General features: G+C 61.2%; 17 protein-coding genes and 2 tRNA genes. 11 read left to right on the top strand and 8 right to left on the bottom strand.

The features are described from left to right. Positions 1-75: 75 nt before the first annotated feature. Positions 76-1137, bottom strand: coding sequence for a 23S rRNA (adenine(2503)-C(2))-methyltransferase RlmN (rlmN, locus tag ACTQ1Z_RS07195; protein WP_441859874.1), 1062 nt, complete (start codon positions 1135-1137; stop codon positions 76-78). Positions 1138-1285: 148 nt separating this feature from the next. Between rlmN and ACTQ1Z_RS07190 the strand changes: the two genes are divergently transcribed. Beyond that, positions 1286-2278 carry a D-alanine--D-alanine ligase family protein gene (locus tag ACTQ1Z_RS07190; protein ID WP_441859872.1) on the top strand — a complete coding sequence of 331 codons (993 nt, stop codon included), beginning with the start codon at positions 1286-1288 and terminating at the stop codon, positions 2276-2278. After that, entirely contained in the window at positions 2272-5217 is a 2946-nt protein-coding gene (locus tag ACTQ1Z_RS07185; RefSeq protein WP_441859870.1) for a helicase C-terminal domain-containing protein, read from the top strand. Before ACTQ1Z_RS07190 ends, ACTQ1Z_RS07185 begins: the two co-directional genes overlap by 7 nt. Positions 5218-5363: 146 nt before the next feature. Here the strand turns inward: ACTQ1Z_RS07185 and ACTQ1Z_RS07180 are convergent, their stop codons facing one another. Together ACTQ1Z_RS07180 and ACTQ1Z_RS07175 are read right to left on the bottom strand one after the other, a co-directional pair. Continuing rightward, positions 5364-6425, bottom strand: a complete 1062-nt coding sequence (locus tag ACTQ1Z_RS07180) for a helix-turn-helix transcriptional regulator (protein ID WP_441859868.1) — start codon at positions 6423-6425, stop codon at positions 5364-5366. Beyond that, positions 6422-7396, bottom strand: a complete 975-nt coding sequence (locus ACTQ1Z_RS07175) for a helix-turn-helix transcriptional regulator (RefSeq protein ID WP_320678502.1) — start codon at positions 7394-7396, stop codon at positions 6422-6424. The genes ACTQ1Z_RS07180 and ACTQ1Z_RS07175 overlap by 4 nt, the downstream gene beginning before the upstream one ends. A gap of 300 nt (positions 7397-7696) precedes the next feature. On the opposite strand from ACTQ1Z_RS07175, the gene ACTQ1Z_RS07170 reads away from it, so the two are divergent. Both ACTQ1Z_RS07170 and ACTQ1Z_RS07165 read left to right on the top strand, forming a co-directional pair. Further along, a complete protein-coding gene (locus tag ACTQ1Z_RS07170) occupies positions 7697-8761 on the top strand; it encodes a hypothetical protein (protein WP_320678500.1) in 1065 nt (354 codons plus the stop codon). 200 nt (positions 8762-8961) lie between these two features. Further along, positions 8962-11589 carry a M28 family peptidase gene (locus ACTQ1Z_RS07165; protein WP_441859866.1) on the top strand — a complete coding sequence of 876 codons (2628 nt, stop codon included), beginning with the start codon at positions 8962-8964 and terminating at the stop codon, positions 11587-11589. On the opposite strand, the gene ACTQ1Z_RS07160 is transcribed toward ACTQ1Z_RS07165, so the two are convergent. The 5 genes from ACTQ1Z_RS07160 to ACTQ1Z_RS07140 all read right to left on the bottom strand — a co-directional run bounded on the left by ACTQ1Z_RS07160 (position 11564) and on the right by ACTQ1Z_RS07140 (position 15432). Next, positions 11564-12361: a hypothetical protein gene (locus tag ACTQ1Z_RS07160; RefSeq protein WP_441859864.1), complete on the bottom strand. Its 798-nt coding sequence runs from the start codon at positions 12359-12361 to the stop codon at positions 11564-11566. The two genes, ACTQ1Z_RS07165 and ACTQ1Z_RS07160, sit on opposite strands and share 26 nt — an antisense overlap. 138 nt (positions 12362-12499) lie before the next feature. After that, positions 12500-13813 (bottom strand): InlB B-repeat-containing protein, encoded by a 1314-nt coding sequence (locus tag ACTQ1Z_RS07155; protein WP_320678497.1) that lies wholly within the window; start codon positions 13811-13813, stop codon positions 12500-12502. After that, the gene (locus tag ACTQ1Z_RS07150) at positions 13806-14099 is read right to left on the bottom strand and encodes a hypothetical protein (protein ID WP_441859862.1); all 294 of its coding nucleotides are present in this window, start codon (positions 14097-14099) and stop codon (positions 13806-13808) included. Before ACTQ1Z_RS07150 ends, ACTQ1Z_RS07155 begins: the two co-directional genes overlap by 8 nt. Then, complete coding sequence (locus tag ACTQ1Z_RS07145) at positions 14096-14722, bottom strand: hypothetical protein (protein ID WP_320678494.1); 627 nt, start codon at positions 14720-14722, stop codon at positions 14096-14098. The genes ACTQ1Z_RS07150 and ACTQ1Z_RS07145 overlap by 4 nt, the downstream gene beginning before the upstream one ends. A gap of 44 nt (positions 14723-14766) precedes the next feature. Then, positions 14767-15432, bottom strand: coding sequence for a hypothetical protein (locus ACTQ1Z_RS07140; RefSeq protein WP_441859860.1), 666 nt, complete (start codon positions 15430-15432; stop codon positions 14767-14769). A 529-nt stretch (positions 15433-15961) separates the two neighbouring features. Here ACTQ1Z_RS07140 and ACTQ1Z_RS07135 point away from each other — a divergent pair. The 7 genes from ACTQ1Z_RS07135 (at position 15962) to ACTQ1Z_RS07105 (ending at position 21606) form a co-directional block, all read left to right on the top strand. Then, a tRNA-Gly gene (locus tag ACTQ1Z_RS07135) sits at positions 15962-16036 on the top strand. 138 nt (positions 16037-16174) lie between these two features. Then, complete coding sequence (locus ACTQ1Z_RS07130) at positions 16175-17455, top strand: aminopeptidase (RefSeq protein WP_441859858.1); 1281 nt, start codon at positions 16175-16177, stop codon at positions 17453-17455. 88 nt (positions 17456-17543) lie between these two features. Next, positions 17544-17619: transfer RNA gene (locus tag ACTQ1Z_RS07125), tRNA-Lys, on the top strand. Positions 17620-17766: 147 nt separating this feature from the next. Then, complete coding sequence (gene purB / locus ACTQ1Z_RS07120; protein WP_293814918.1) at positions 17767-19113, top strand: adenylosuccinate lyase; 1347 nt, start codon at positions 17767-17769, stop codon at positions 19111-19113. Positions 19114-19211: 98 nt separating this feature from the next. After that, the gene (locus tag ACTQ1Z_RS07115; protein ID WP_320680432.1) at positions 19212-19481 is read left to right on the top strand and encodes a TIGR03905 family TSCPD domain-containing protein; all 270 of its coding nucleotides are present in this window, start codon (positions 19212-19214) and stop codon (positions 19479-19481) included. 9 nt (positions 19482-19490) lie between these two features. Further along, a complete protein-coding gene (locus ACTQ1Z_RS07110; RefSeq protein WP_320680434.1) occupies positions 19491-20729 on the top strand; it encodes a twin-arginine translocation signal domain-containing protein in 1239 nt (412 codons plus the stop codon). A gap of 157 nt (positions 20730-20886) precedes the next feature. After that, complete coding sequence (locus ACTQ1Z_RS07105; RefSeq protein WP_293814923.1) at positions 20887-21606, top strand: response regulator transcription factor; 720 nt, start codon at positions 20887-20889, stop codon at positions 21604-21606. Positions 21607-21731: the final 125 nt, after the last annotated feature.

Genomic DNA, 21731 nt, shown 5'->3' with positions numbered 1-21731 from the left:
AGAACAAATGTTCTACTCCCCTTTTTATACTCACCTTTAGATAAAAACACATCAGCTAGAGACGAAGAAGAAATCCTAAAGATCCGCGTTGTGACGCTGCGAAAGTTGGCCACAAGCAGCGTCGATATCGTTGCCACGAGAGTTCCTGACAGTGGCCTCGACACCAACCTGCGCGAGCCTGCGAACAAACATCTCAGCCTTCTCCTCGGTTGAGGGCTTGAGCTTCGACCCTTCGAGGTCATTAAGCTGGATGAGATTGACGTGAGACAGAGTTCCACGGCAGAAATCGCAAAGGGCGTCGAGCTCTGGCTTCGTATCGTTAACACCGCCGATGAGGGCATATTCGTACGTTGGGCGGCGACCAGTGGCCTCAACATACTCGCTCATGACTTCGTGAAGGTGCGCGAGAGAGTACTTCTTCACGCCGGGCATGAGAACGTTGCGCGTCGCCTGAACGGCGGAGTGAAGGGAGACAGCGAGGGTGAATTGCTCGGGCTCTTTGGAGAAGCGCCTGATCATAGGAATGATTCCGCAGGTAGAGACGGTAAGGTGGCGCGCACCGATGCCAAGACCGTCAGAGGAGTTGAGCATGCGCAGGGCTTTGAGGACTTCGTCGTAGTTATTGAAGGGCTCGCCCTGACCCATCATGACGACGCTGGAAGCGCGCGTCTGGAAATCCTCGCTGACATGGACGACCTGATCATAAATTTCCGTTGCGGTGAGAGAGCGGGAGAAGCCGCCCTGTCCGGTGGCGCAGAAGACGCACCCCATGCGACAACCCGCCTGGGTGGAGACGCAAACGGCGAGCTTGTTACGGGTGGGCATGCCAACGCACTCAGCGCGCGTGCCGTCCTCATAGGAGAGAAGGTACTTGCGGCTGCCGTCTGCGGAAATCTGACGAACGAGTTCGGAGGTTCCGCCAAGAGAGCAGTGCTCGGCAAGCTGGGCGCGAAGAGCGGCGGGGACGTTGGTCATCTCATCGAAGGAGGTAACGTGCTTTTTCCAAACCCAGTCCTCCACCTGCTTTGCGCGGAAGGCGGGCTGGCCAAGTTCGGTGACGAGTGCGACCAGTCGATCGTGAGAAAGAGTGCGAAGGTCGAGCTTGCGTCCGGATGAGTCGGTATCATTGAAGGGCATGTCGCGGCCTTTCTGGCGTGACGAGGAATAGATTGCCGCAAATAGCAGCGACACGAGTGTATATCACGGGAGATGGAGGACTTGAGAAACCGTGCCTGTACCTCGCAATCTGCGCAGCTTTAGCGGCCAGATGGACTGGAGCGACACAATGGACGTGACTGAGTGCAAGGTGGCACTACTGTGCGGCGGCTGGTCAGACGAGCGCGAGGTGTCCCTGACGAGTGGCCGCGAGTGCGCCAAGGCCCTCGCTGAAGCTGGATTCTCGAGCGTCGATGTCTTTGATATCGCCGCCCCTGATTTCGTGACCTCGATCGCGAGTGGCAACTATGATGTCGCATTCGTGGCGCTTCATGGTCGCTATGGCGAGGATGGCTGCGTCCAGGGATTCCTCGAGCTTCTCGGCATTCCCTATACCTTCTCCGGAGTGCTTGCGAGTGCCGTGGCCTCCGATAAGGCGATGGCCAAGGACATCTATCGCGAGCACGGCATCCCGACGCCGAAGGATGTCTGCCTCTTCCAGGGAGATGACGTCGATCTGGACTCCATCGTTTCCGCGCTTGGCCTCCCACTCTTCGTCAAGCCTGTCTCGAGCGGCTCGAGCAATGGCGTCTCTCGCGTCGATGATGCCGCAGAGCTCGCCTCCGCCATCGACGAGGCATTTAAGTTTGACACGCGCGTTCTCATCGAAAGTGCGGTGAAGGGAACTGAGATCACGGTCCCCGTCCTGGGTAACTCGAAGCCCGAGGCTCTGCCCGTGGTTGAAATTCGCTACGAGACTGCCTTCTATGACACGAACGTCAAGTATGAGGATCCCTCTAAGCACCACGTCATCCCGCCTGAGCTTCCGGATGCTGTCGTCGCTCACGCTCAGGAGCTTGCCTGCAGGGCCCATGTTGCACTTGGCTGCATGGGCGCATCACGCAGCGACTTCATCGTGGACGAGTCTGGTGAGCCCTACATTATCGAGACGAACATCATCCCCGGCATGACCGGTTCCTCCCTGCTTCCCGACTCCGCGCGCCGCGCGGGCAGGAATTTCCCGGGCCTGTGCCGTTACCTCCTCGAGCTGGCGCTCGAGCGTGGCGCTCGCGGTACGTCCGATAAGCCGCGTACCTCTAAGCCAGGAGAAGTCGAGTGCTAGAGCAGGGACAGAGTAACGGCAGAAAGACAATCGCAGACATTCTTCTTCCGGAGACGCCGGAAAGCGTCGCGGCTGCGTATGGTCGCCTCGCTGGGCGCGCGAAGGTTGAGGATTTTGGCCTGCTAGAAGAAGACGTCGTGGTTCTCGATACGGAAACCACGGGGCTATCTTTCGCGGATTGCCAGCTTACGGAGATCGCCGCCGCCCGCCTGCGTGGGCGGGAAGTGGTGGAGACCTTCCGCACCTTCGTAAACCCAGGCATGCCGATACCAAAGAACATCGCGGCGCTGACGCACATTACGGATGCTGACGTCGCCGATGCCCCAACGCCAGAAGAAGCGGTCGCAAGTCTGGCGGAGTTCGTTGGTGGCGCACCCGTGCTTGCTCACAACGCGACTTTCGACAGGACCTTCGTCGAGCGTGTTTCCGGCGGGCGAGAGGTTAGCGACATGTGGGTCGACACCCTCGCCCTCTCGCGCATCGCCCTGCCCAGGCTCATGACGCACAAGCTCCAAGATATGGCCGAGGCATTTGGCTGCGACTCCGTGACACACCGCGCCATGGATGACGTGGAAGCACTAGCGGGCATGTGGAGAATTATCCTCTGCGCCCTCACGGATTTGCCCGCCGGCCTGCTTGAGGTTCTCGCCAACATGCATCCCGAGGTCGAGTGGGCCTATCGACCCATTCTTTCCCACCTGGCCCTTGCGAATCCCGGCGTACCGTTCTCCCTTGTTGGTGCGCGTCGTGATCTTGTGGGCGACCTCAAGGTTTCGATGAGGCCCGATGTGGATGAAAAGCCCACTTCTGCGATCGCACCCTCCCGCGACGAGGTCTCCCAGGCATTTGGCCCTGATGGTGCCATCGCCTCCATGTACGAGGGCTATGAGGCGAGGTCAAGCCAGGTGGAGATGGCCGAGGAAGTGCGCTCGGCGTTGGAGAGCAAGACGCTCCGCTCTATCGAGGCTGGCACGGGTGTAGGGAAATCGGTGGCCTATCTCCTGCCGCTCGCCCTCTATGCGAAGAAAAACAATGTCACGTGTGGCGTTGCCACTAAGTCGAACGCGCTTACGGATCAGCTCGTCTCCCACGAGCTGCCGGCGCTTTCGGGAGCATTGCCCGGAGGAGTGAGCTACACCTGCCTCAAGGGCTATGACCACTATCCGTGCCTTCGTCGCCTGGGAAGGGCCGCCTCCGGTGACCTTCCGATGGGCGAGGCGAGGCAGAATGGCCGTTCGGACGCCACGGTCGCCGCGGACATGCTCACCGCGATCGCGGTGACGTACGCTTACGCATGCCAATCCGTCGAGGGCGACCTGGACGCGCTTGGGATCAGGTGGGGAAGCGTCCCGAAGAGCATGCTCACGGTTTCGTCCGGAGAATGCCAGCGCTCTCGTTGTCCTTACTATCCCAATCTCTGCATGCTCCACGGTGCCAGGCGTCGCGCGGCGTCGGCTGACCTCGTTGTCACGAATCATTCGCTGCTGCTTAGAAATGTCGAGGCAGACGGCAAGATTTTGCCTCCGGTTCGAAACTGGGTCATCGACGAGGCCCACTCGTTTGAGAACGAGGCTCGCCGCCAGTGGGCGCTTGAGGTTTCCGCGGAACGCGCGCGGGCACTCTTTGAGTCCCTTGGTGGCACGAAGTCTGGCGTCATCGCTTCGTTCTCCGCGCTTGCCGCGGGTAGCGAGGCGGCAATGCCGGCGATGGGGCTCCTGGCGAAGGGCGCGAGCAGCATCCAGCGCGCGAGCGTCGCCTCAGCCGATTTCTTCGACGCGGTGAGAGGCCTCATTCGCCTCGCTCGCGGAGGTAACGGCTATGACACGGTCAACGTCTGGCTTGGTGAGGAGAACCGCTCGACCGACGAGTGGGCCGCGGTCAGTGAGGCTGGTCTCACGCTCATCGACCGTCTCGATGCCGCGCGTCATGACCTTGAGGGCGCGCAGCGCGTCTGCTCGGCAGCCATCGAGAACCTGCCTGGTGACCTCGCGGAGGCCTGCAGGCAGCTCGAGGAAATGTCGAAGGCGTGCCGCGTGATAGTCGAGGGCAAGGACGACTCGTACGTATGCTCCGCCGAAGTTTCTCGAGCGAAGAGACGCCAGGGTTTCGAGCGCCTCGTTGCCGAGAAGCTCGATGTGGGCGAGGAGCTTGCGGATCGCTGGTATCCCGAGATGCGGAGCGTTACGTTCTGCTCCGCCACGATGAGCGTTGACGGGGACTTCTCGCACTTTGAGGAGTCCATGGGCCTCAATCGCCTACCCGCGGCTCGTCATCGTGAGATTGCCCTGCCTAGCTGCTATGACTTCGATAAGAACATGTCCGTCATTGTCGCTCGCGACCTTCCCGATCCGCGCGATTCCGGCTATTTGGTCGCACTCGAGAACTTGCTGTATGACGTGCACGTTGCGATGGGTGGCTCGGTGCTCACGCTGTTCACGAACCGTCGAGAGATGGAACAGGTATACGCGGCTCTCTCCGACAAACTCGCCACGGCTGGCATCGAGGTCGCGATGCAGGAGCGTGGTTCTTCGACGCGGAGGCTGCGCGAGAAGTTCGTTTCCGAGAAGTCGCTTTCCCTCATGGCGCTCAAGTCGTTCTGGGAGGGATTCGATGCCGCGGGTGATACCCTGCGCTGCGTTGTTATCCCCAAGCTTCCGTTTTCGAGTCCTGCGGAACCTCTGTCTCAGGAGCGTTCGAGCAGGGATCGCCAGGCCTGGAGGCGCTGGAGCCTTCCAGAGGCCGTGATTTCGCTCAAACAGGCTGCGGGTCGCCTCATTCGCACCTCGACCGATACGGGCGTGCTCGTTCTCGCCGATAGCCGAATCACGACGAAGGGCTACGGGAAGACATTCGTGAGGTCCCTTCCGTCGGCGAACGTTTCGGTGCTCGGCGCCGATATGGTTGGTCGATATCTGGAGTCGTGGAGAGAGAGCCACTAGGGGCGGATAGTCGTTAAGATGCGGGCGGGGATGATTTGGTTTTATCCCCGCCCGCTCGCTGAAGCGATGATGGTCGTGGCTATGTGGTTCTCCGCCGCGATTGTGCGCGCCGTCGAATTATTCCCACGACAAAGTGTGCGTGCTGGTCATTTCCGCGACTGATAGTTTGCAAGCTTACGCGCTGCCTTGTCGAGGTCGCGTCGTGCCGTGTCACGCATCTCCGCACGAAGGTGCGCGCTTGGACTGTCACTCTCGGAAAGGCCCGGATCCCTATCCTTGAAAGTGACCTCGCAACCGAGCGCGAGGATGTGGCGGGGGAGCCAGTCGGCGCGAAAGTAGGGAACATCCACGAGGATGTGACCGTCTGGGTTTTCGCCTGCCGCGACGGCACCCTCCCAAGAGAGTACGGTCTTGGCTGCAAGGGGCGTGCAGGTGAGTCTCAACACACCCATATCCGGCCGCTCTGCCCCGGAAACGCGCGCGCGAACGGGCTTGTCCTCAAGCTTGACGTCAGACATGCCTTCGGCTCTAAACGTGCGAGCCGCTCGTGCGTCAAGGTCGTAGCCATCAACGAGCCAGCCGTCGTCGCCCACGCGTAGTGACAGGGGTACGAGGCGGCGCGTCTTAACGAGCGTGTCATTCTCCCCGCGGTACTTGAAGGTGACGGGAGGCTGCTCAACCTCTGTGTTCTCGTCGTTCTCGCGCGTTCCGCGGACAATGGAGCGCGCGCAGGCAACGAGGGCGTGGTGAGCTTCGGCAGAGACTCTCGAGTCAAGCGGTTCGTTCGAGCGGATGTAGCGGGTGGGGAAGAAAGTGTCTTCGAATTCGGTTCGAAGGGGATCACTCTCCTCAAATCCGAGGAGGTCGAATGCGTCAGCAAAAACGTTTGCCTGTTCGGTCGTGAGACGTAGCCGCCAGGGGTGGGTTGTGGCTGCCGTGGCGCAGACGTCACCACGCGACCCCTCGAGCGAATAGAAGGAGACGATGGGCTCGGAGGGGGAGTCCGACTTTGCCGGTACGCCGTTAGCGAGGTCGTTCAGGATCTCCAGAACCCTCCCCTCGGTAATGCCGAGGAGTCGTGCGAGATCGGCGGGGTTGGTGGTGCCGTGGGCGCGCCAAAGGGCGAAGACGACGGACAGCATCTCGCTTAGCCTGCGCTCGACGGGACGTCCTCGCTGTGCGCGAGGCTTTTCAATGGTGTTCGTCACGAAATCGCCCCCTCGAGAAGTCCCTTCCAAGAATCGACAAGTTCAGCGGGCTCAAGAGGCCAAACGCCCTGCTCTACACACCACTTCGCTGCCGCGTCGACGTCTTTTACGATACCGGTCCACACGCAAGCGCCGCCCTGGCGACTTTGGATCGTTCCGGATTTGGGCCCAGATTTTTTAAACGCCTTGACCGCGTCTCGCCCAGCGTAAAGAACGGCTTCGACGTGGTCGTCTCCGATTTCGAAGGGGAGGAGACGCCAGTCATTGATGTCAAAGTCCGCAGGGATTTCGTAGCGATCGTCGCCCTCGCGCACCTTGACGCTCGTGGCGCGAGATAGGTTGTACGTGCGCATTGCGGGGTCTCTGCCCTCGCGCTCGCTCAGGCCAACAACGTACGTGGAACCCTTGAGCGAAAACATGCCCATGGGGCTCAGGATGCGCTTCTTGGGGCGCTTATCCGCGACAGCCTGATAGGTGAGCTCGACGGGAATCCTGGAACGCAAGGCGTCAGCCACGGTTTCCAGAATCAACGGATCGCAATCCGTCTTGGGAGAGGCGACATCGCCGGGCCCGGCGCAGGTGGACAGCGTCACGCGCGGGATGGCTTCTCCGAGTGTCCTCCGTCCGGCGGTGGAAGGGCTCTCGGCAAGCGGGCGGAAGAGCGTGCCGAGGACGCGAGCATCCTCGTCGGCTTTTGCCGTGGGCTTGGCGAGAGAGCGCTGCCCGTCGAGTCGATAACTCTTGGCGGTGCCATGGGTTTCCTCGACGAGGAAGATGCCTTCCTCCTCTAGCTTCAGGCAGTCGCGGCCAAATGTCTTGTGGAACGACGTGACGGCGACATCACCGTAGAAGCGATCCTTTAAATCAGAACCAGTCAGCGGCGTGCCTTCGGCAAGTTTGAGGGCCACGCGAGTGCGCAGGACTTCGCGGTGACCGATGTGACCGCCCTTATTCGGGGAGCTTTTGGCCATGGTGTCCCCCTCACTTGAAGTTGGTGCTCCGACAGCTGTTACCATGTCAGCAATGATCACTCCTGGGTGTGCCCACATTTTATTATGGGTTATTCCGCCCCGGTGTGACCGGTGTTTCGCGGAAGGGGACATTATTTGGCCACGAGAGGTGCAAACGGGCGTGCCGACGGTCGTCGAGGTCGCGTTGTCAACGATGGTAGAGATCGCCGTGCAGCCAGTCGGCCCGCTAGCCATGCCCGCCGCCGCGTACATGTGCGTGACGGGGCGCGGGAAAAGTCCGGGTTTCCCCTAGCTGCGAGAATGGCCATCGTATTGGCCGTAGTGGTGGCGCTTGGCACGGGAGGCTTCTTCGCATGGCGCTGTCTTACCGGTGGGATGCAAGCTCGCGAACAGATTAACCTCGCAATCAAGGCTGTCCAGGAGGCGGATACCGTGATCGTTGAGGTTAACGATGCTGTGAGCTCTCCGATTGGCGACACCGCCTCTTTTACGGATGAACAACTCAGTACTGGATCGAGGGCCGCGACTGAGGCGCTTACGCGCGCTTCCGATCACATTTCGCGTGCCCGTGGCCTCAACGAGTTCCTTGACGATGACCAGCGCGCGGTCCTTTCTGCGCTTGATGATTCGATTTCGGCGCGTAAGTCCATGCTCGGAGCTGGGCAGGTAATCGTGAGCGTCGACGCCTCCGTGGGCAAGGCGCGCAATCTGCTTGAGCAGTCACTTGCCAAGGCAGCCTCGGCGGATGCGAAGGCCAGGGAGGCGACGACCGCGGCGAACGAGTACGCGAAGCACCTTGCCGGGCAAGAGAGCCAGCAGGCGGACGCAAACGTGCCGGTGACTATCGACAATGAGGTTATCTCCCTTCTTAACGAGGCAAACGATTTGCTCGGACAGGCAAAGTCGGCTTTTGGCGATGCTGATTACAGTGCTTATGAGGCCTACCTTTCCAAAAAGGTGGAAGCGGCGCAGCTGATGCTCGAAGCTGATTCGGCGATTCTGTCCGGCGATTTCGAGAGGGCGGGTGAGTGCGTCACCAAATACAACGAGACGGATGCCACGGCTTCTGAGCTTGCTGCCGCTCTGCCCGCAACGACCAACGATGTTTTTCTCGACCCATACACGCGACTGACGAGTGCCGAGCGCGAGAGCTATCTCGCCGCTCAGCAGAAGGCAACTGAGGCTGACGCTCTCGTGCGCAAGTATCTGGGTGTTGGAGTCAGCGTGGCCACGGCTGATCCCGCGGCTGCGTCTTCGACGCCGGGCTCAGCCGCGGCAACTACCGCGGGCGCCGCCGGGGATTCAGCGGCGGGCGATGTGTCTGCATCGGATTCCCCCACAATCCAGGCCCCTTCTGCTTCCTAGGCCGACCGAAGATGCGTTATTGCCTGCTATTTGCGATGATTCTGACTCGCCATTTTTAGTTTCTTGTCACGGGCCCTTGAGCACTTACCGTGCAGGGATGCCGCATATGATGCCCCCGCTCTGCGAAATGTGCAGGCAGACGTATACTCTTGACCAACGATTGCAGGTAGCGGCGCTACCGCTATTTGGAAGGTGAACGGATGAGCGTTACGAAGGAATATCTCGAGTCCCTCGACTCTGAGGTTGGAATTGCACCGGCTAGCAGCCAAGAAGAGCTTGATTGCGCGCAGTATCTGGCGGGGGTCTTCTCCTCTCACGGTATCGATCCGCAGATCCAGGACTTCACTGCGCCGTCGCTTGGCTATCTGCCGTACGGCGTTGTGATGGTGCTCCTGTTTGTGGGCGTCGTGCTCGCGGGGCTTGGCCAGGTTGCCACGCTCGCCGTTGGTATCATTCTCGTGCTAGCTTCCGTGGCTCTGCTTGTCATGACCTACAACGGCAAGGACGTTATCTCGAAGGCGAGCCCGCGTTCTCATAGCCAGAACGTCGTCGCCCTTCATAAGGCTGAGGGGGAGGGCAATTCGCGCAACCGCCCCATCGTGATCGTTGCTCACTATGACACGCAGCGCCTCGACCTCCTTTCCCGCCCCGAGCTGGCCGTGGTCAAGAAGTATCTTGCTGTTGCCGCTCCGTATACCGTCTGCGTTACCGCTCTGTGCGTCTTCGTTCAGCTCCTGGGCTTCCTTCCCGAGGCCGCGCGCCGCACCTTCTGGGTTATCGGCATCATCGCTTCCCTCCCCATGCTCCTCTGGGGCATCGCCCTCATCGCCTCTCGATTCCTTCCCTATGCTGCCGGCGGCGTTGACAACAAGTCTTCGCTCGCAGCCATGCTTGGCGTGCTCGATCGTGTGAACCCCGTTGCCGGGCGCCCTGCCGCCCCTTCCGAGTCCAAGTCTGATAAGGCGGAGGAGGAGGGAGCTCCCGTTCGCGACTCTGCCGTTCGTCCGGCTCGCCGTGAGCCGGCCATGCGCCGCGAGGTCGAGGAGGTCATCGGCGCTCGCCATGGTGAGACCATCCTTCGTGAGCTTGGCATCCTCCCCGAGGATTGTGACATCACCTATATCGAGCCCGAGGTTCGTCTCGTTCCCGTTGATGAGCCCGACATCGAGGAAGGTCTCGACCGTATCACGGACCCCTCCGCCACGTCCGACCTTCCCCTTGTATCCGAGGATGAGGCCATCGACGTCGCCCAGAGCGAAGTTGAGGCCGCCAACGTTGTCCAGGCCGAGGTTGACGACGATGCCGCGGTTGATCCTGGCGCAACGGCACCGATGGAGGTCGTCGCCGAGGAGGCTGACCCGGATGCCACCAGGCCCATGCCCGTGGTCGACGACGCTCCTCGTATTGATGCCGCCGAGGTTTCCCTTGACCCTGCGACTCTGAATCAGCTCGAGGATGGCGAGAGCGTCTCCGAGGGGCCGACCGTCGAGAACGATCAGTCCGGTATCACCAATATGGCCGAGGAAAGCGACGAGGACGCCGCCGAGGCAACTCGTCCCGAGCGTCCGCGTCCCTCCGCGGTCGATGATCCGGAGTGGGGACACAGCACGTATGTCCCCAAGGCGCATCCCGCCGCTGGTAATGTCGCCCGCCGTGCTGCACTTTTCGACCTTCCTGACCCCCTTGCGAAAGAGAACGACCCCTTCGCTCCCCCTGCTGAGGCCGCGCCGGCTGCCACCTATGTCGCTCCCGCGACGGTACGTCTCGATGACGATACCGACGCCACGCAATTCGTCCCCGCGAATCAGGCGGCATCTCGTCCCGTTGCTGATGACATTCAGGTGCTGTCCGCTCCGGTCGAGAGCCATCAGGAACAGCCCGCTCGAAAGAAGCGCCTGGGCGGACTCTTCGGGAAGAAACGTCGCCAGCAGCAGGAGTCCATGTCCGAGTGGCTCGGTGTTGACGAGGACTATGATGCCAAGGCGTCTGGCGAAGGCATCGGTTCCTGGGATAACTTCAACGACGACAACTTTGAGCACCATGGCGGTGGCTACAAGGGCGGCGCCGCTCTGAACGTCAACCTTCGTGGCCTTAAGGACAAGATTTCAAGTCTTCGTCCGGGTGACGTTGCGGGGGAGGCCGAGCAGCCCTCCGACGAGGAAGCGCCGCTCGACGATGCTGCGGGCCTTGATGTCATTCCTGGCGAGAACACCGTCGCCGAGGCTCCGCAGGAGCCCGAGAACGCCCATGACTCTTACAAGCCCGAAGCGTATGACCCCGAGGCTCCGATGCCCGAGGGTCCCGCCGAGACCATCGAAGCCATCAACGAAACCAATGTTGATCGCAAACTTCGTGATGCGATTCTCGCGATGAGTGATGATGACCTCCGCGCTCACGACATTTGGTTCGTCGCGACCGGTGCTTCCGCGCTTGGCCACGCTGGCATCAAGGACTTCATTGCCAAGAACCGCAAGTCGCTTCGCGGTGCGTTCGTCATCAACCTCGAGTGCGTCGGCGCCGGAGACCTCACGCTTCTCACGAACGAGGGTCTCGGTGCTCCCCGCCGTGCAGACCGCCGTTTGGCGAGGCTGATTTCCTCCGTCGCCTCTGACCTCCATCTCGACCTGGGCCAGCTATCTCGCACCTGGGCCGACACCGAGGCGACTCCGCTCATGCGCAGCCACCTCCGTGCCGTCACGCTCATGGGCCTTGGCGACAACGAGCTCCCCGCCTTTGCCCACACTGCGGATGATGTCCCGGAGAACGTGAATCCTGAGCAGGTCGAGAACGTCTGCGCCCTCATCATGGAGATGATTCGCCGCTCGTAGGCTGGCTCTCGACAAACACGAGTAGCGTCCGATCGCGCTGACGACTTTGTTCTGACGAACAGGTGGCCAGCGTGATTGCTTTTTGGGCGCCAAGACATAACATTCGGGCGTCAGCCGCTCTCGCGGTCGAATCACAGAGGATGCTCGAGAGCCAGTTTCTTAGTTCCGTTTCACTGCATGCATCAAATGCCTGTATCTTCTGGTACGTTTTATCGACTTTGAGGGCGCAGAGGGGCTTGAGGGTGGATATGCCGTCGGTTGTTTTCCATTCAAGTGCGCCGATACGGTCGAACTCTTCCTGTCGCCAAGTCTCGGCGATGGGGGAGAACTGTCTTCCCGTTGTTCCCATTCGGTGAGCATAGACGAGTTTTTGAAGCCTCGCATTTGAGCAGCGCCAATCGAGGAAGGGGCAACCTGATCTTGATGAGTTGCCCCAGATGTCATGAGACAGATAGAAGAAGGGGTCGCTTTCGTGCGCTTGCGCGACGGGATAGTCGATGCTTGTGCCATTGACGCGCAGCCATGCCACGGCACCGTCTGGTAATAACGGTGTTGCCGTGCCGCCATCGCTGGACTCGCTTTGATACTCTTCCGCTACTCGCCCGTATCTCCATTCGGTTATCTCGTCTGCGGTGACTTCATGCGTTCCAAAGACAACCAAGACCAATCCGGTCAGCAGCAACGTAATAGAGCACGCAAGTCCCGCGATGCTTGGCAAGTCAGTCGCAAGTCCCGCGCCGCTGGGCAGGGTCTTCTTTCGCCCCATTTCCATTCGCTCTCCTTTCTGGCGAGAAAGACCAACGCGTCAAGCTCCATCCTCTTATCTGGCGAGAAAGACCAACGTCCAAGCGGCTCGCGGTGCGGAAACAGGGAAATGCGTCGCCTTGCTACCCGTCCGCGAGCCGCCGGCTCACGATGCTCGTTCGAACGTGTAGGAGATTGAGCAGAACTCAACGGGCCCCGTCGCAGCCTCCTGGGCGCGCTGTCTCCACTCGCCCGTGCCAGAGACGTTTGAGATGCTGAGTACGAGCTCCTTGCTTCCTGATCTTGCGATTTCGAGGGTTGTCCCCGGTTTATCCCCTCCATCCCACGAGTGGATGACTTTGCCCGCGTCGGAGAGCTGCCAAGAGGCGTCGCCGGGCGTGCCAGTCGTTTCGATTCGCGAAGCCCTTACGTCTACGACGGATAGGTTCTCGATGATGTAACCGCCGGGAACCGCCACCGTGCCGTCGGAGAGAATCCTGCAAGGGAGCAGCGAGGGAACCCTGACGGCTATGGTCGGGCTGTACGTTGCGGTTACGGTCATGTCCTTGCCGACGGATGAAAAGTCCTCGCTCCAGCCATCAAAATGCCAACCCTCATGGCTTGGCGCCTCGGGAGATGTGGCCCCGCTTCCCTCGTCAACGGTCTCTTCCCTGAGCTTGTCTCCGGTGACGCCGTCGATGAAGGTAACGGTCCAGATCTTCTGGAACTCAGCCGAGATCGTGTGGTCGCTCGTGACGTTCGAGAAGGTGTAGGTGTCTCTAGCCCCCACGGATTCACCGTCTACGAGCACGTCCTTGATGCGCCAGCCAGGCGAAGGCGTGATGGTGTACTCCTTTGAGTCCCCTGCTGATACGAGACTATGCCCTGCCGGACTAATCGAGCCGCCCGCGCCTGCCTCCGCGGAGATGCGATAGGGAATGTCGATGTAGAAGTCCCAGCCTGCTACCGTTCCCGCCGAGTCGCGGAAGATGTTCTCGACCGATGTGATGTGGTGGCTTCCTCCACCACGCACCGCGAAGCTGGCCTTTTGGGAGATTGAGTCTCCTTTATAAGCCTTGGAATTCCAATCGGGCCCGATGTAAGCGCATTGTGTGCCGTTGTCATAGATGGTCTTCGTCGTTGTCCACCAAGCGCTGCCGTTCTTGCAATAAATCTCCGTTTTGATGTCGACCTGAACGGTCCCCTCGGGGTTGGCGTCTGGATGGATGTAATAGGCACAGGTCTGGATAGCCGTGCCACCCTCGCTGCGCTTGACCTCAACCCATTTGCCGGTTGGCGAAGACTGGGCTCTCGCGGGGGCGCGTCTCGGGAGAGGCCCCGTCTGCTGCTGGGGGAAGGTGACTACCACGTCGTCGTCGAGCACCTCGATATCGTCTGCCAAGGCAGCGCTGGGTGCGGAGATCATCGCGAGACACGTTACCGTTGCGAGTGTGACGAGGACCTTCCTAAGCCTACGCATGGTGTCTTCTCCTCCTTCCCAAGTAGATCATCAGCATGAGCGAGATGGCAATGAGGACGGCACCGACGGTGATGCGTCCCCACACCCCGCCTCCGGAGCCAGTCTGTGCGAGGACGCCGGCAGGACCACTCCAAATCTCGGGAGGGGCGGTGACACCCCTCAAGGTAACGTCGGTGCTGCCTTCTGAGGCGAAAGCGACTCTTGGGGCGAGTGCTAGGTAGGCGAAGATGCTGCCAAGCAGCTTTTGGGCGATGGATATGGCGTGCCTCGCTGGCTTACGGCTCATGACGTTGCCTGTTCGCCGGCGTGGGCGCCAGGGGCGAGGGTGAAGGTGACGGTGCCGATGTGGACGGGCGAGGAGATGTCGGTGGCTACTCGCCCGACGGTGCCGGAGGTCTCGAGCTTGATGTCGTCGGTTTCGACTGCGTCGCTCTGGTAGGTCATGTTCCACTGGGGGCTCGTGATGTCGATGCCGCCATCCGTGGCGGCAGCGGCGGCACGGACGGGCGCTCCGGTAGGCCCGAGGGACCAATCGATGGAGTCGTCTGCGGCGGAGATATCCTCCGTGTGGTTCCATCCGTTGTTGGAGGTCACCTTCACGTTGGTGACCTTGAGGCCGTAGGCGGAGAGGTTCTCGATGCGCGTCGCGTCTGCGGTCGGGCCGGTGAGCGTGCCGTCGGAGGCGGCTACGAACGGGATGACGGTGGGCACTTTGAAGCGTAGGTTGCTGTCGTCTGCCTGGACGGTCACCTTGGTGTTTCCGGTGTTACCCTCCGCTGCGATGGCCGGTATGGGGGAGAGCGCGGCAAGGGTCGCGCCCGCCGCGGCGGTCACGGCGAGGCGTCTCAACGCCAGGCGCACCCACTGCCGGCAGAACCTCTCCTCAGGACGTGTATCTCGTGCGTTCATTTGATCTCCTTTCGTTGTGTCGGGGGAATCCCCCGCTGACGGCGTTAGTTGGTGGCAGGCTTCGTGCTGGGCGCGGACGCCCAGGCGCTTGAGTCGATTGGTTTTGCGGCGGTCGTCGCTAAAGCCGCCGCGCCCGTGGCGTCGGGCGAGTTGGTTGCCGCCGCGTCCGGGGCGCCGGGAATTTCTTCGCCTGCGTCGAGGTTCGTTACGGGGATGACTTCCACCTCGATCGCGGTGGGCGACCCGTGGTCTTCGAGGGTTTCCGTGTCGAGAGCCTGAACCTCGACGCGAGCAGTGCCCTCCTTCGCCTTGGGCGCTCGCACGGTCTCGATCCGCTCTCCCGGCATGAGAGGGTCAGACTCGTAGATGCAGGTGTCGCCCTGGGTTATGACGAAGCGTTGGGCAAACTTGTTGTCACCGACGTTTTCGAGGCCAACTTGCAGCTCATGGCTTGATTCGTCGAGCTTGAGGTCGGGGAGCACACTCACCGTCATCATGTTCTCGGCGACTTCACGGTCGAGCTCGGCCTGGATCTCCTCGCGGCTCTGCCCCTCTCGGGCCGAGGTGAGGAGGGCTCCGGTGCCAAAGTCGATTCCGCTTCCAAGAACGACGGCGATCGCTGCTCCCACGCACGCGACAAACCCCGCTACCAGGATCGGCCATCTCCGACGGGGCTTCTCCTCCGGCAGGCGGAACTGCCCCGCCCTCATTGCGCCGCCTCCGTGGTTGGTCGTGGCGATGCGGCAGCTCGCGTGCGCTCGCCGCCACCCAGTGCCTGGGCGCGGCCCGCATGACCGGGACCAGGGAATGCGCCGCCCCTCATCTGGTCAGCGCCGCGCGACCTAATCGTGCGGACAATTCTTGTCAGTGATCTGCTCTTCGTCGCTTTCATCTGCTCCTCCCTTTCGCGTTGGTGGAAGGAGCATAGGGAGGGGACCTGACAAGAATGGGTATGCCTGCCGACAGGATTCTTACCGAGCAGCTACGGGATGAGGTGAATTCTGCGGTCGTAATAGGCCGGCGGTAAACGTTGGCGTTTGGCCCGCGAGCGGCACTTTTGGTTCCCATGCCCGTGCGCATCCACAACCGCTTCATTCCTGCGGCGCCATGTTGATTGTTGAAAGTCGGAAAAGGCCAGGTCAGACGGACGATATGGCATCACGCCTTGCGGCCAAGCATTCCCTTCTCGCGCCTGGTGCTCTCCCTGCGGACGCTTGCTGTGTTAGAATCATCCGGCATGCGGGCATCGCCAAGTGGTAAGGCAACGGCTTCCCAAGCCGTCATTCGCGGGTTCGAATCCCGTTGCCCGCTCCATGAGAGACGAGGCCCGGCGCACGCGCGTCGGGCCTTTTTCGTGCAGATTCGAGATGGCGGCCGTTGGGTACATCACAAGACGCGTGGTTGGGTGCACAACATTTGCGTGTCTCAACGCGCCAAGTCGAAAGGAATTCCATGAGCGACATCCCCATGAGCGACGCCGAGTGCGCGCTCTCCATGAAGCGCCTTGAGCCCCGTCAGCGCCTCTACGCCCAGCTCCTCGTGCGCAATGGCGTGAACATCCAGCCTGATCAGGAGCTCGTCGTTTCCGCTCCTGTCGAGGCCGTGGACTTCGTCCGCCTCGTCGTCGCCACTGCGTATGAGATGGGCGCTGGCCACGTCACCGTCATCTGGGGCGATGACGAGCTATCGCGCCTCGAGTACGATAACTGCCCGCTCGAGCGGTTCAAAAAGCTCCCCTCCTGGAAGGTCGAGCAGATGAATTCGCTCGCTCGCGAGGGTGCTGCGTTCCTCTGGCTTGATGGCGAGGATCCGGACGCTCTCCTTGAGGTCGATCCCGCGAAGCCGGCTGCCCGTTCCGCCGCGTCGCATCGTCAGTGCACGGAGTATCGCCACGGCCTCGACTTTGGCGAGAACTCCTGGTGCATCGGCGGCGTGCCGGTCAGCGCCTGGGCGCACAAGATCTTCCCGAGCCTTTCTCCCGCAGAGTCCATGCTGCGTCTTTGGGAGGCGATCCTCGAGACCGTCCGTATCGTCGACGAGGACCCGGAGAGTGCCTGGGAGACTCACGACGCCACCCTCGTCAAGAACAAGCGCCACCTGAACGAGGCTCACTTCGACGCGCTTCGCTATGTTTCGGAGAATGGTACGAACTTCACCGTTGGCCTGCCTGCCCGCCATGTTTGGGAGGGCGGTTCTGCCAAGACGAAGGATGGCGTGAGGTTCTTCCCCAACATGCCCACCGAGGAGGTCTTCACCTCTCCTGACCGCAACCGTGCGGACGGTATCGTCCACTCCGCGCTTCCGCTCGTTCACAACGGCTCCGTCATCCGCGATTTCTGGCTCAGGTTCGAGGCTGGCCGCGTGGTCGAGTTTGGTGCCGAGCAGGGCGAGGAGGTCCTGCGCCACATCATCGAGACGGACGAGGGATCTCACCACCTGGGCGAGTGCGCGCTTATCTCGAAGAACACGCCCATTCGCCAGAGTGGCCTGCTCTTCTATAACACGCTTTATGACGAGAACGCCAGCTGCCACCTCGCCCTGGGCATGGGCTTCCCGGATTGCTACGAGAACGGCGTCAACATGGACAAGGAGTCTCTGCTCGCGGCTGGCGTGAATGACTCCGCCACCCACGTCGACTTCATGATTGGTGCTGATGACCTCAACATCTTCGGCATCACCGCTGATGGCGAAGAGATTCCCATCTTTGACCACGGTCAGTGGAGCTGGGAGTAGCGAGTTCGGGGCGATGGTTGACCAGTTTCTGCGAGGACGCGCCGTCAGCTCATCATGTGTCCGCTGTATCGGCTAGAATCATGCAGACGCGCCGTTAGCTCAGTTGGTAGAGCAGGGGACTTTTAATCCCAAGGTCCAGGGTTCGATCCCCTGACGGCGCACCAAGACAGAGTCGCAGGCTGGAGTGCTCGGGCGTTCCAGCCTGCTTTCTTTTGCGCAGTTGGCGGCATGCGCCCTTCGCGCGGTAAAATCAAATAGTTGTGCAGATTCGTCGCGCGTCGCGACGCGGGCCAAACCCTTGGAGGAGCCACATGATCGACCGTTATACCCGTCCTGAGATGGGCCACATCTTCTCGCTTGAGAACAAGTACGCCATCTGGCAGGAGATTGAGGTCCTCGCCTGCGAGGCCCAGGCCGAGCTTGGCAAGATTGGCATCACCAAGGACGAGGCCGCCTGGATCCGCGACCACGCCAACTTCGAGAAGGCAAAGGTCGACGAGATCGAGGAGGTCACCCGCCACGATGTCATCGCCTTCCTCACCAACATGAAGGAGTACATCGACGCCGACGTCCCGGCTGACGCTCCCAAGCCCAGCCGTTGGGTCCACTATGGCATGACCAGCTCCGACCTTGGCGACACCGCCCTTTGCTACCAGCTCACCCAGGCCTGCGACCTCATCATCGAGGACGTCCGCAAGCTTGGCGAGATTTGCAAGCGCCGTGCCTTCGAGGAGCGCGACACCCTCTGCGCCGGCCGCACCCACGGCATTCACGCCGAGCCCATGACCTTCGGCATGAAGTTCGGCTCCTGGGCCTGGGAGCTCAAGCGCGACCTCGACCGTCTCGTCGACGCCCGCAAGAACGTCGCCTTTGGCGCCATCTCCGGTGCTGTGGGCACCTATTCCAGCATCGACCCGTTCGTCGAGGAGTACGTCTGCGAGCACCTCGGCCTCGTTCATGACCCGCTGTCCACGCAGGTCATCTCCCGTGACCACCACGCTTACCTCGCTGGCGTCCTTGCCACCACGGCTGCCACCTGCGAGCGCATCGCGACCGAGGTCCGCAACCTCCAGAAGACCGATACCCTCGAGGCCGAGGAGCCGTTCCGCAAGGGCCAGAAGGGTTCCTCCGCCATGCCGCACAAGCGCAACCCCATCACCATGGAGAAGGTCTGCGGCCTCTCGCGCATCGTCAAGTCCAACGCCCAGGTCGCTTTCGACAACGTTGCCCTTTGGCACGAGCGTGACATCTCGCACTCCTCTGCGGAGCGCGTCGCGCAGGCCGACTCCTTCATCGCGCTTGACCACATGTTCCAGTGCCTCATCCGCGTGATTGACGGCCTGCAGCTCTATCCGGCTCGCATGATGGCCAATCTCAACAAGACCCGCGGCCTGATCTTCTCCTCCAAGGTGCTGCTCGCCCTCGTCGACACGGGCATCACCCGCGAGGAGGCCTATGCCATTGTCCAGGAGAACGCCATGGCTACCTGGCATGAGGTTCAGGACTGCGTCTCTGGTCCGACCTTCAAGGAGCGCCTCGAGGCTGACCCGCGTTGCACCGTCAGCGACGAAAAGCTTGACGAGATCTTCGATCCGTGGGACTTCCTGACTCGCATCAACGTTGTGTTCGACCGCCTCGAGCAGCTGTCCTTCGAGTAAGCTCGGCCTCTGCGAAATTCCCGCGCGTGAACCCTCCCGTCAGTGGGGATACTGGCGGGAGGGCTATTGATAGAAATTGACGAAACATGGAGGGGAACATGTTCACCTACGACTTCCGCCCGAAGGGCGTCTGCTCCCGCATGATTCACATCGCTCTTTCCGATGACGGCTCCACCATCGAGCAGGTTTCTTTCGATGGTGGCTGCAACGGCAACCTCAAGGCCATCTCCAAGCTCGTTGCCGGTCATCCGGTCGAGGAGATCTCCAACATCCTTGCTGGTAATACCTGTGGTCCGCGCAAGACCTCCTGTGCCGATCAGCTCACGATTGGCCTGCACGAGGCGTCTAAGGCTGCCCGAGAGGCGTAGGGGACCATCTTGTCCATCCTGCCTAAGAACATATCCCGTCGCGGCTTCCTCCGCGGGACCGCTGCAACCGCTGCCGGTGCGGCGGCGATTTCGGTGCTTTCGTCCTGCAAGGGTTCTGACACTACTGTTGAGAACGATCCTATTGTCGTGGAGTCTGGGACTGCCACGTACGTTTTGGGGTCTGGCGACATCGAGGGAAAATACCAGGAGGCTAGTGAGGGCGCGGGCACCGCGTCGCTCGCGGAGGCTGGCTCCTGGAATCTCCCCCTCGGCTGTGTGCTTCGTCCCTCGGAAGGGTCATGGAAGCCCTATGTCATGCCGGGCACCTCACCTGCTGCCATGACCTCCGCGGGTGCGTTCTCGATTGCAAGTGGCGCCAATACGGTGTTCCTGTCAGCGGCGACCGCTGGCGGCAATTACGTCATCTATGACGCGCAGTGCTCGGACTCCGTGTATGCCTGGATCGAGTTTGACGTCGTCACTCATGACTGGAAGCTCTTCGCGGCCTCCCTTACGGATGGCGGTCTTGGTACCGCCTCGGCCCTTTGGCAGGCGGACGCAAACTACGACCCTCCGCTCATGTGTTGCTCGGGCAAGAGCGTAATCTGGCTTGTCATGCCTTCAACAGGCGGAAGCAATACGTCGGAGCCCTCCTCCTGCTACGTCTGGCAGGCTGGCGCGAGTTCTGCCGACGAGGTGGTTCGTTCGCAGGGGCGCTTCGGTTGTGCTCCGTCGGTCTCCGATGGCAACGTCGTTCTTGTCCCGCGTGTCCGCGTGAACGAGGGGCGCTATTACGGCATCACCGCCTACTCGCTCGAGAGCAACCTGTCTAACCAGGTGGCGCAGCTTGTCCTGCCCGCCTCCGTCACGCCGCTCTCGGCCGTCTACATGGGGGGACAGTTCGTCTTCTCCATTGAGAAGAACTATGGCGGTAGCACTGGCCTGCTTGGTTCGATGGGCACGTATATCGGTTCGGGAGATGGCCCGTTCATCGCGCTTCCGCGCGAACCGGTATCCGTGGTTGCGGGCAAGGGCGGCGTCTACCTTGTGAAGGTCCGCGCCTCGCACCTTATCGTGGATACGAACGCCCAGACGTACGCCACGCTCGTGGCCCCCAACCGATGCCTCGACTTTGGTGATTATCCGGCAAGTATGGGTACGACTTCGACCTTCGTGACCTTCGCCACCGTCAAGGACGAGGACACCGGTTACCCCAGCTCGGTGAACGTAAGGGCTTGGACTCTGTAGGCTTGGAAGCGGGGCATCCGTTGCTGCCGGTCTGGCTCGCCTACCCGCCTGCCGCCGACTCGATGTGTGCTAAAACCCTCTTGTGGGGTAGACTGAACCCAGGAATGCCTGGAGCGCCTATGCCTCCAGGGCACCAAACAGCTGATGGGAGGCCTTCATGGCTTCAGATACGAAAAAGATCCTGCTTGTCGAGGATGAGAAGAACATCCGCGAGGCCGTCGCGGCCTATTTCGAGCGCGAGGGCTATTGGGTCCGCGCCGTGGGCGACGGCCAAACTGCCGTTGAGGAGTTCGAGAAGCACGGCTTTGATCTCGTCGTTCTTGACCTCATGCTCCCCAAGCTCTCGGGCGAGCGCGTCTGCCGTGCCATCCGCGACCAGTCTGATGTGCCCATCATCATGGTCACGGCAAAGGACCAGGTCGAGGACCGCATCATTGGTCTCGAGCTCGGTGCTGATGACTACCTCGTCAAGCCCTTCTCGCCGCGCGAGCTCGTTGCCCGCGTGCGTGCTCTCCTTCGCCGCGCCCGCACGGAGAACGAACCTACCGTCGAGGTCCTCGATTACGGTGACCTGGTAATCAACATCTCCGCTCACAAGGTGACCGTCCGCGGCAAGGAGGTCGACCTCACGGCTTCTGAGTTCAAGCTGCTCGTGACGCTCGCTCGCTATCCGGGGCAGGTCTATAGCCGCATGGAGCTCGTGGAAAAGGTTCTCGGCTATGATTTCGAGGGCTACGAGCGCACCATCGACTCTCACGTCAAGAACCTTCGCGCCAAGCTCGGCGACGATCCGCGCAACCCCACCTGGCTCTATACCGTCCACGGCGTGGGCTATCGCTTCGACGCTCCCGAGCCCGCCGCCAAGGACGAGAAGTAGTCGGTAAGCAGTGGTTCCCGCCAAGTTTGTCATAGGCAAGCGCATCCGTCAGGATGCGTCTCGCGAGGATGATATCCCCGAATCCCTGCGCACGAGCGATTCCGCTCGTGCGTCGTGGAAGACGC

The sequence above is a fragment of the Parolsenella sp. LCP21S3_E11 genome (assembly GCF_052118165.1).
Taxonomy (GTDB): domain Bacteria; phylum Actinomycetota; class Coriobacteriia; order Coriobacteriales; family Atopobiaceae; genus Parolsenella.
Note: the sequence above shows the minus strand (reverse complement) of the source record. Positions and strands in the feature narration are given on the sequence as shown.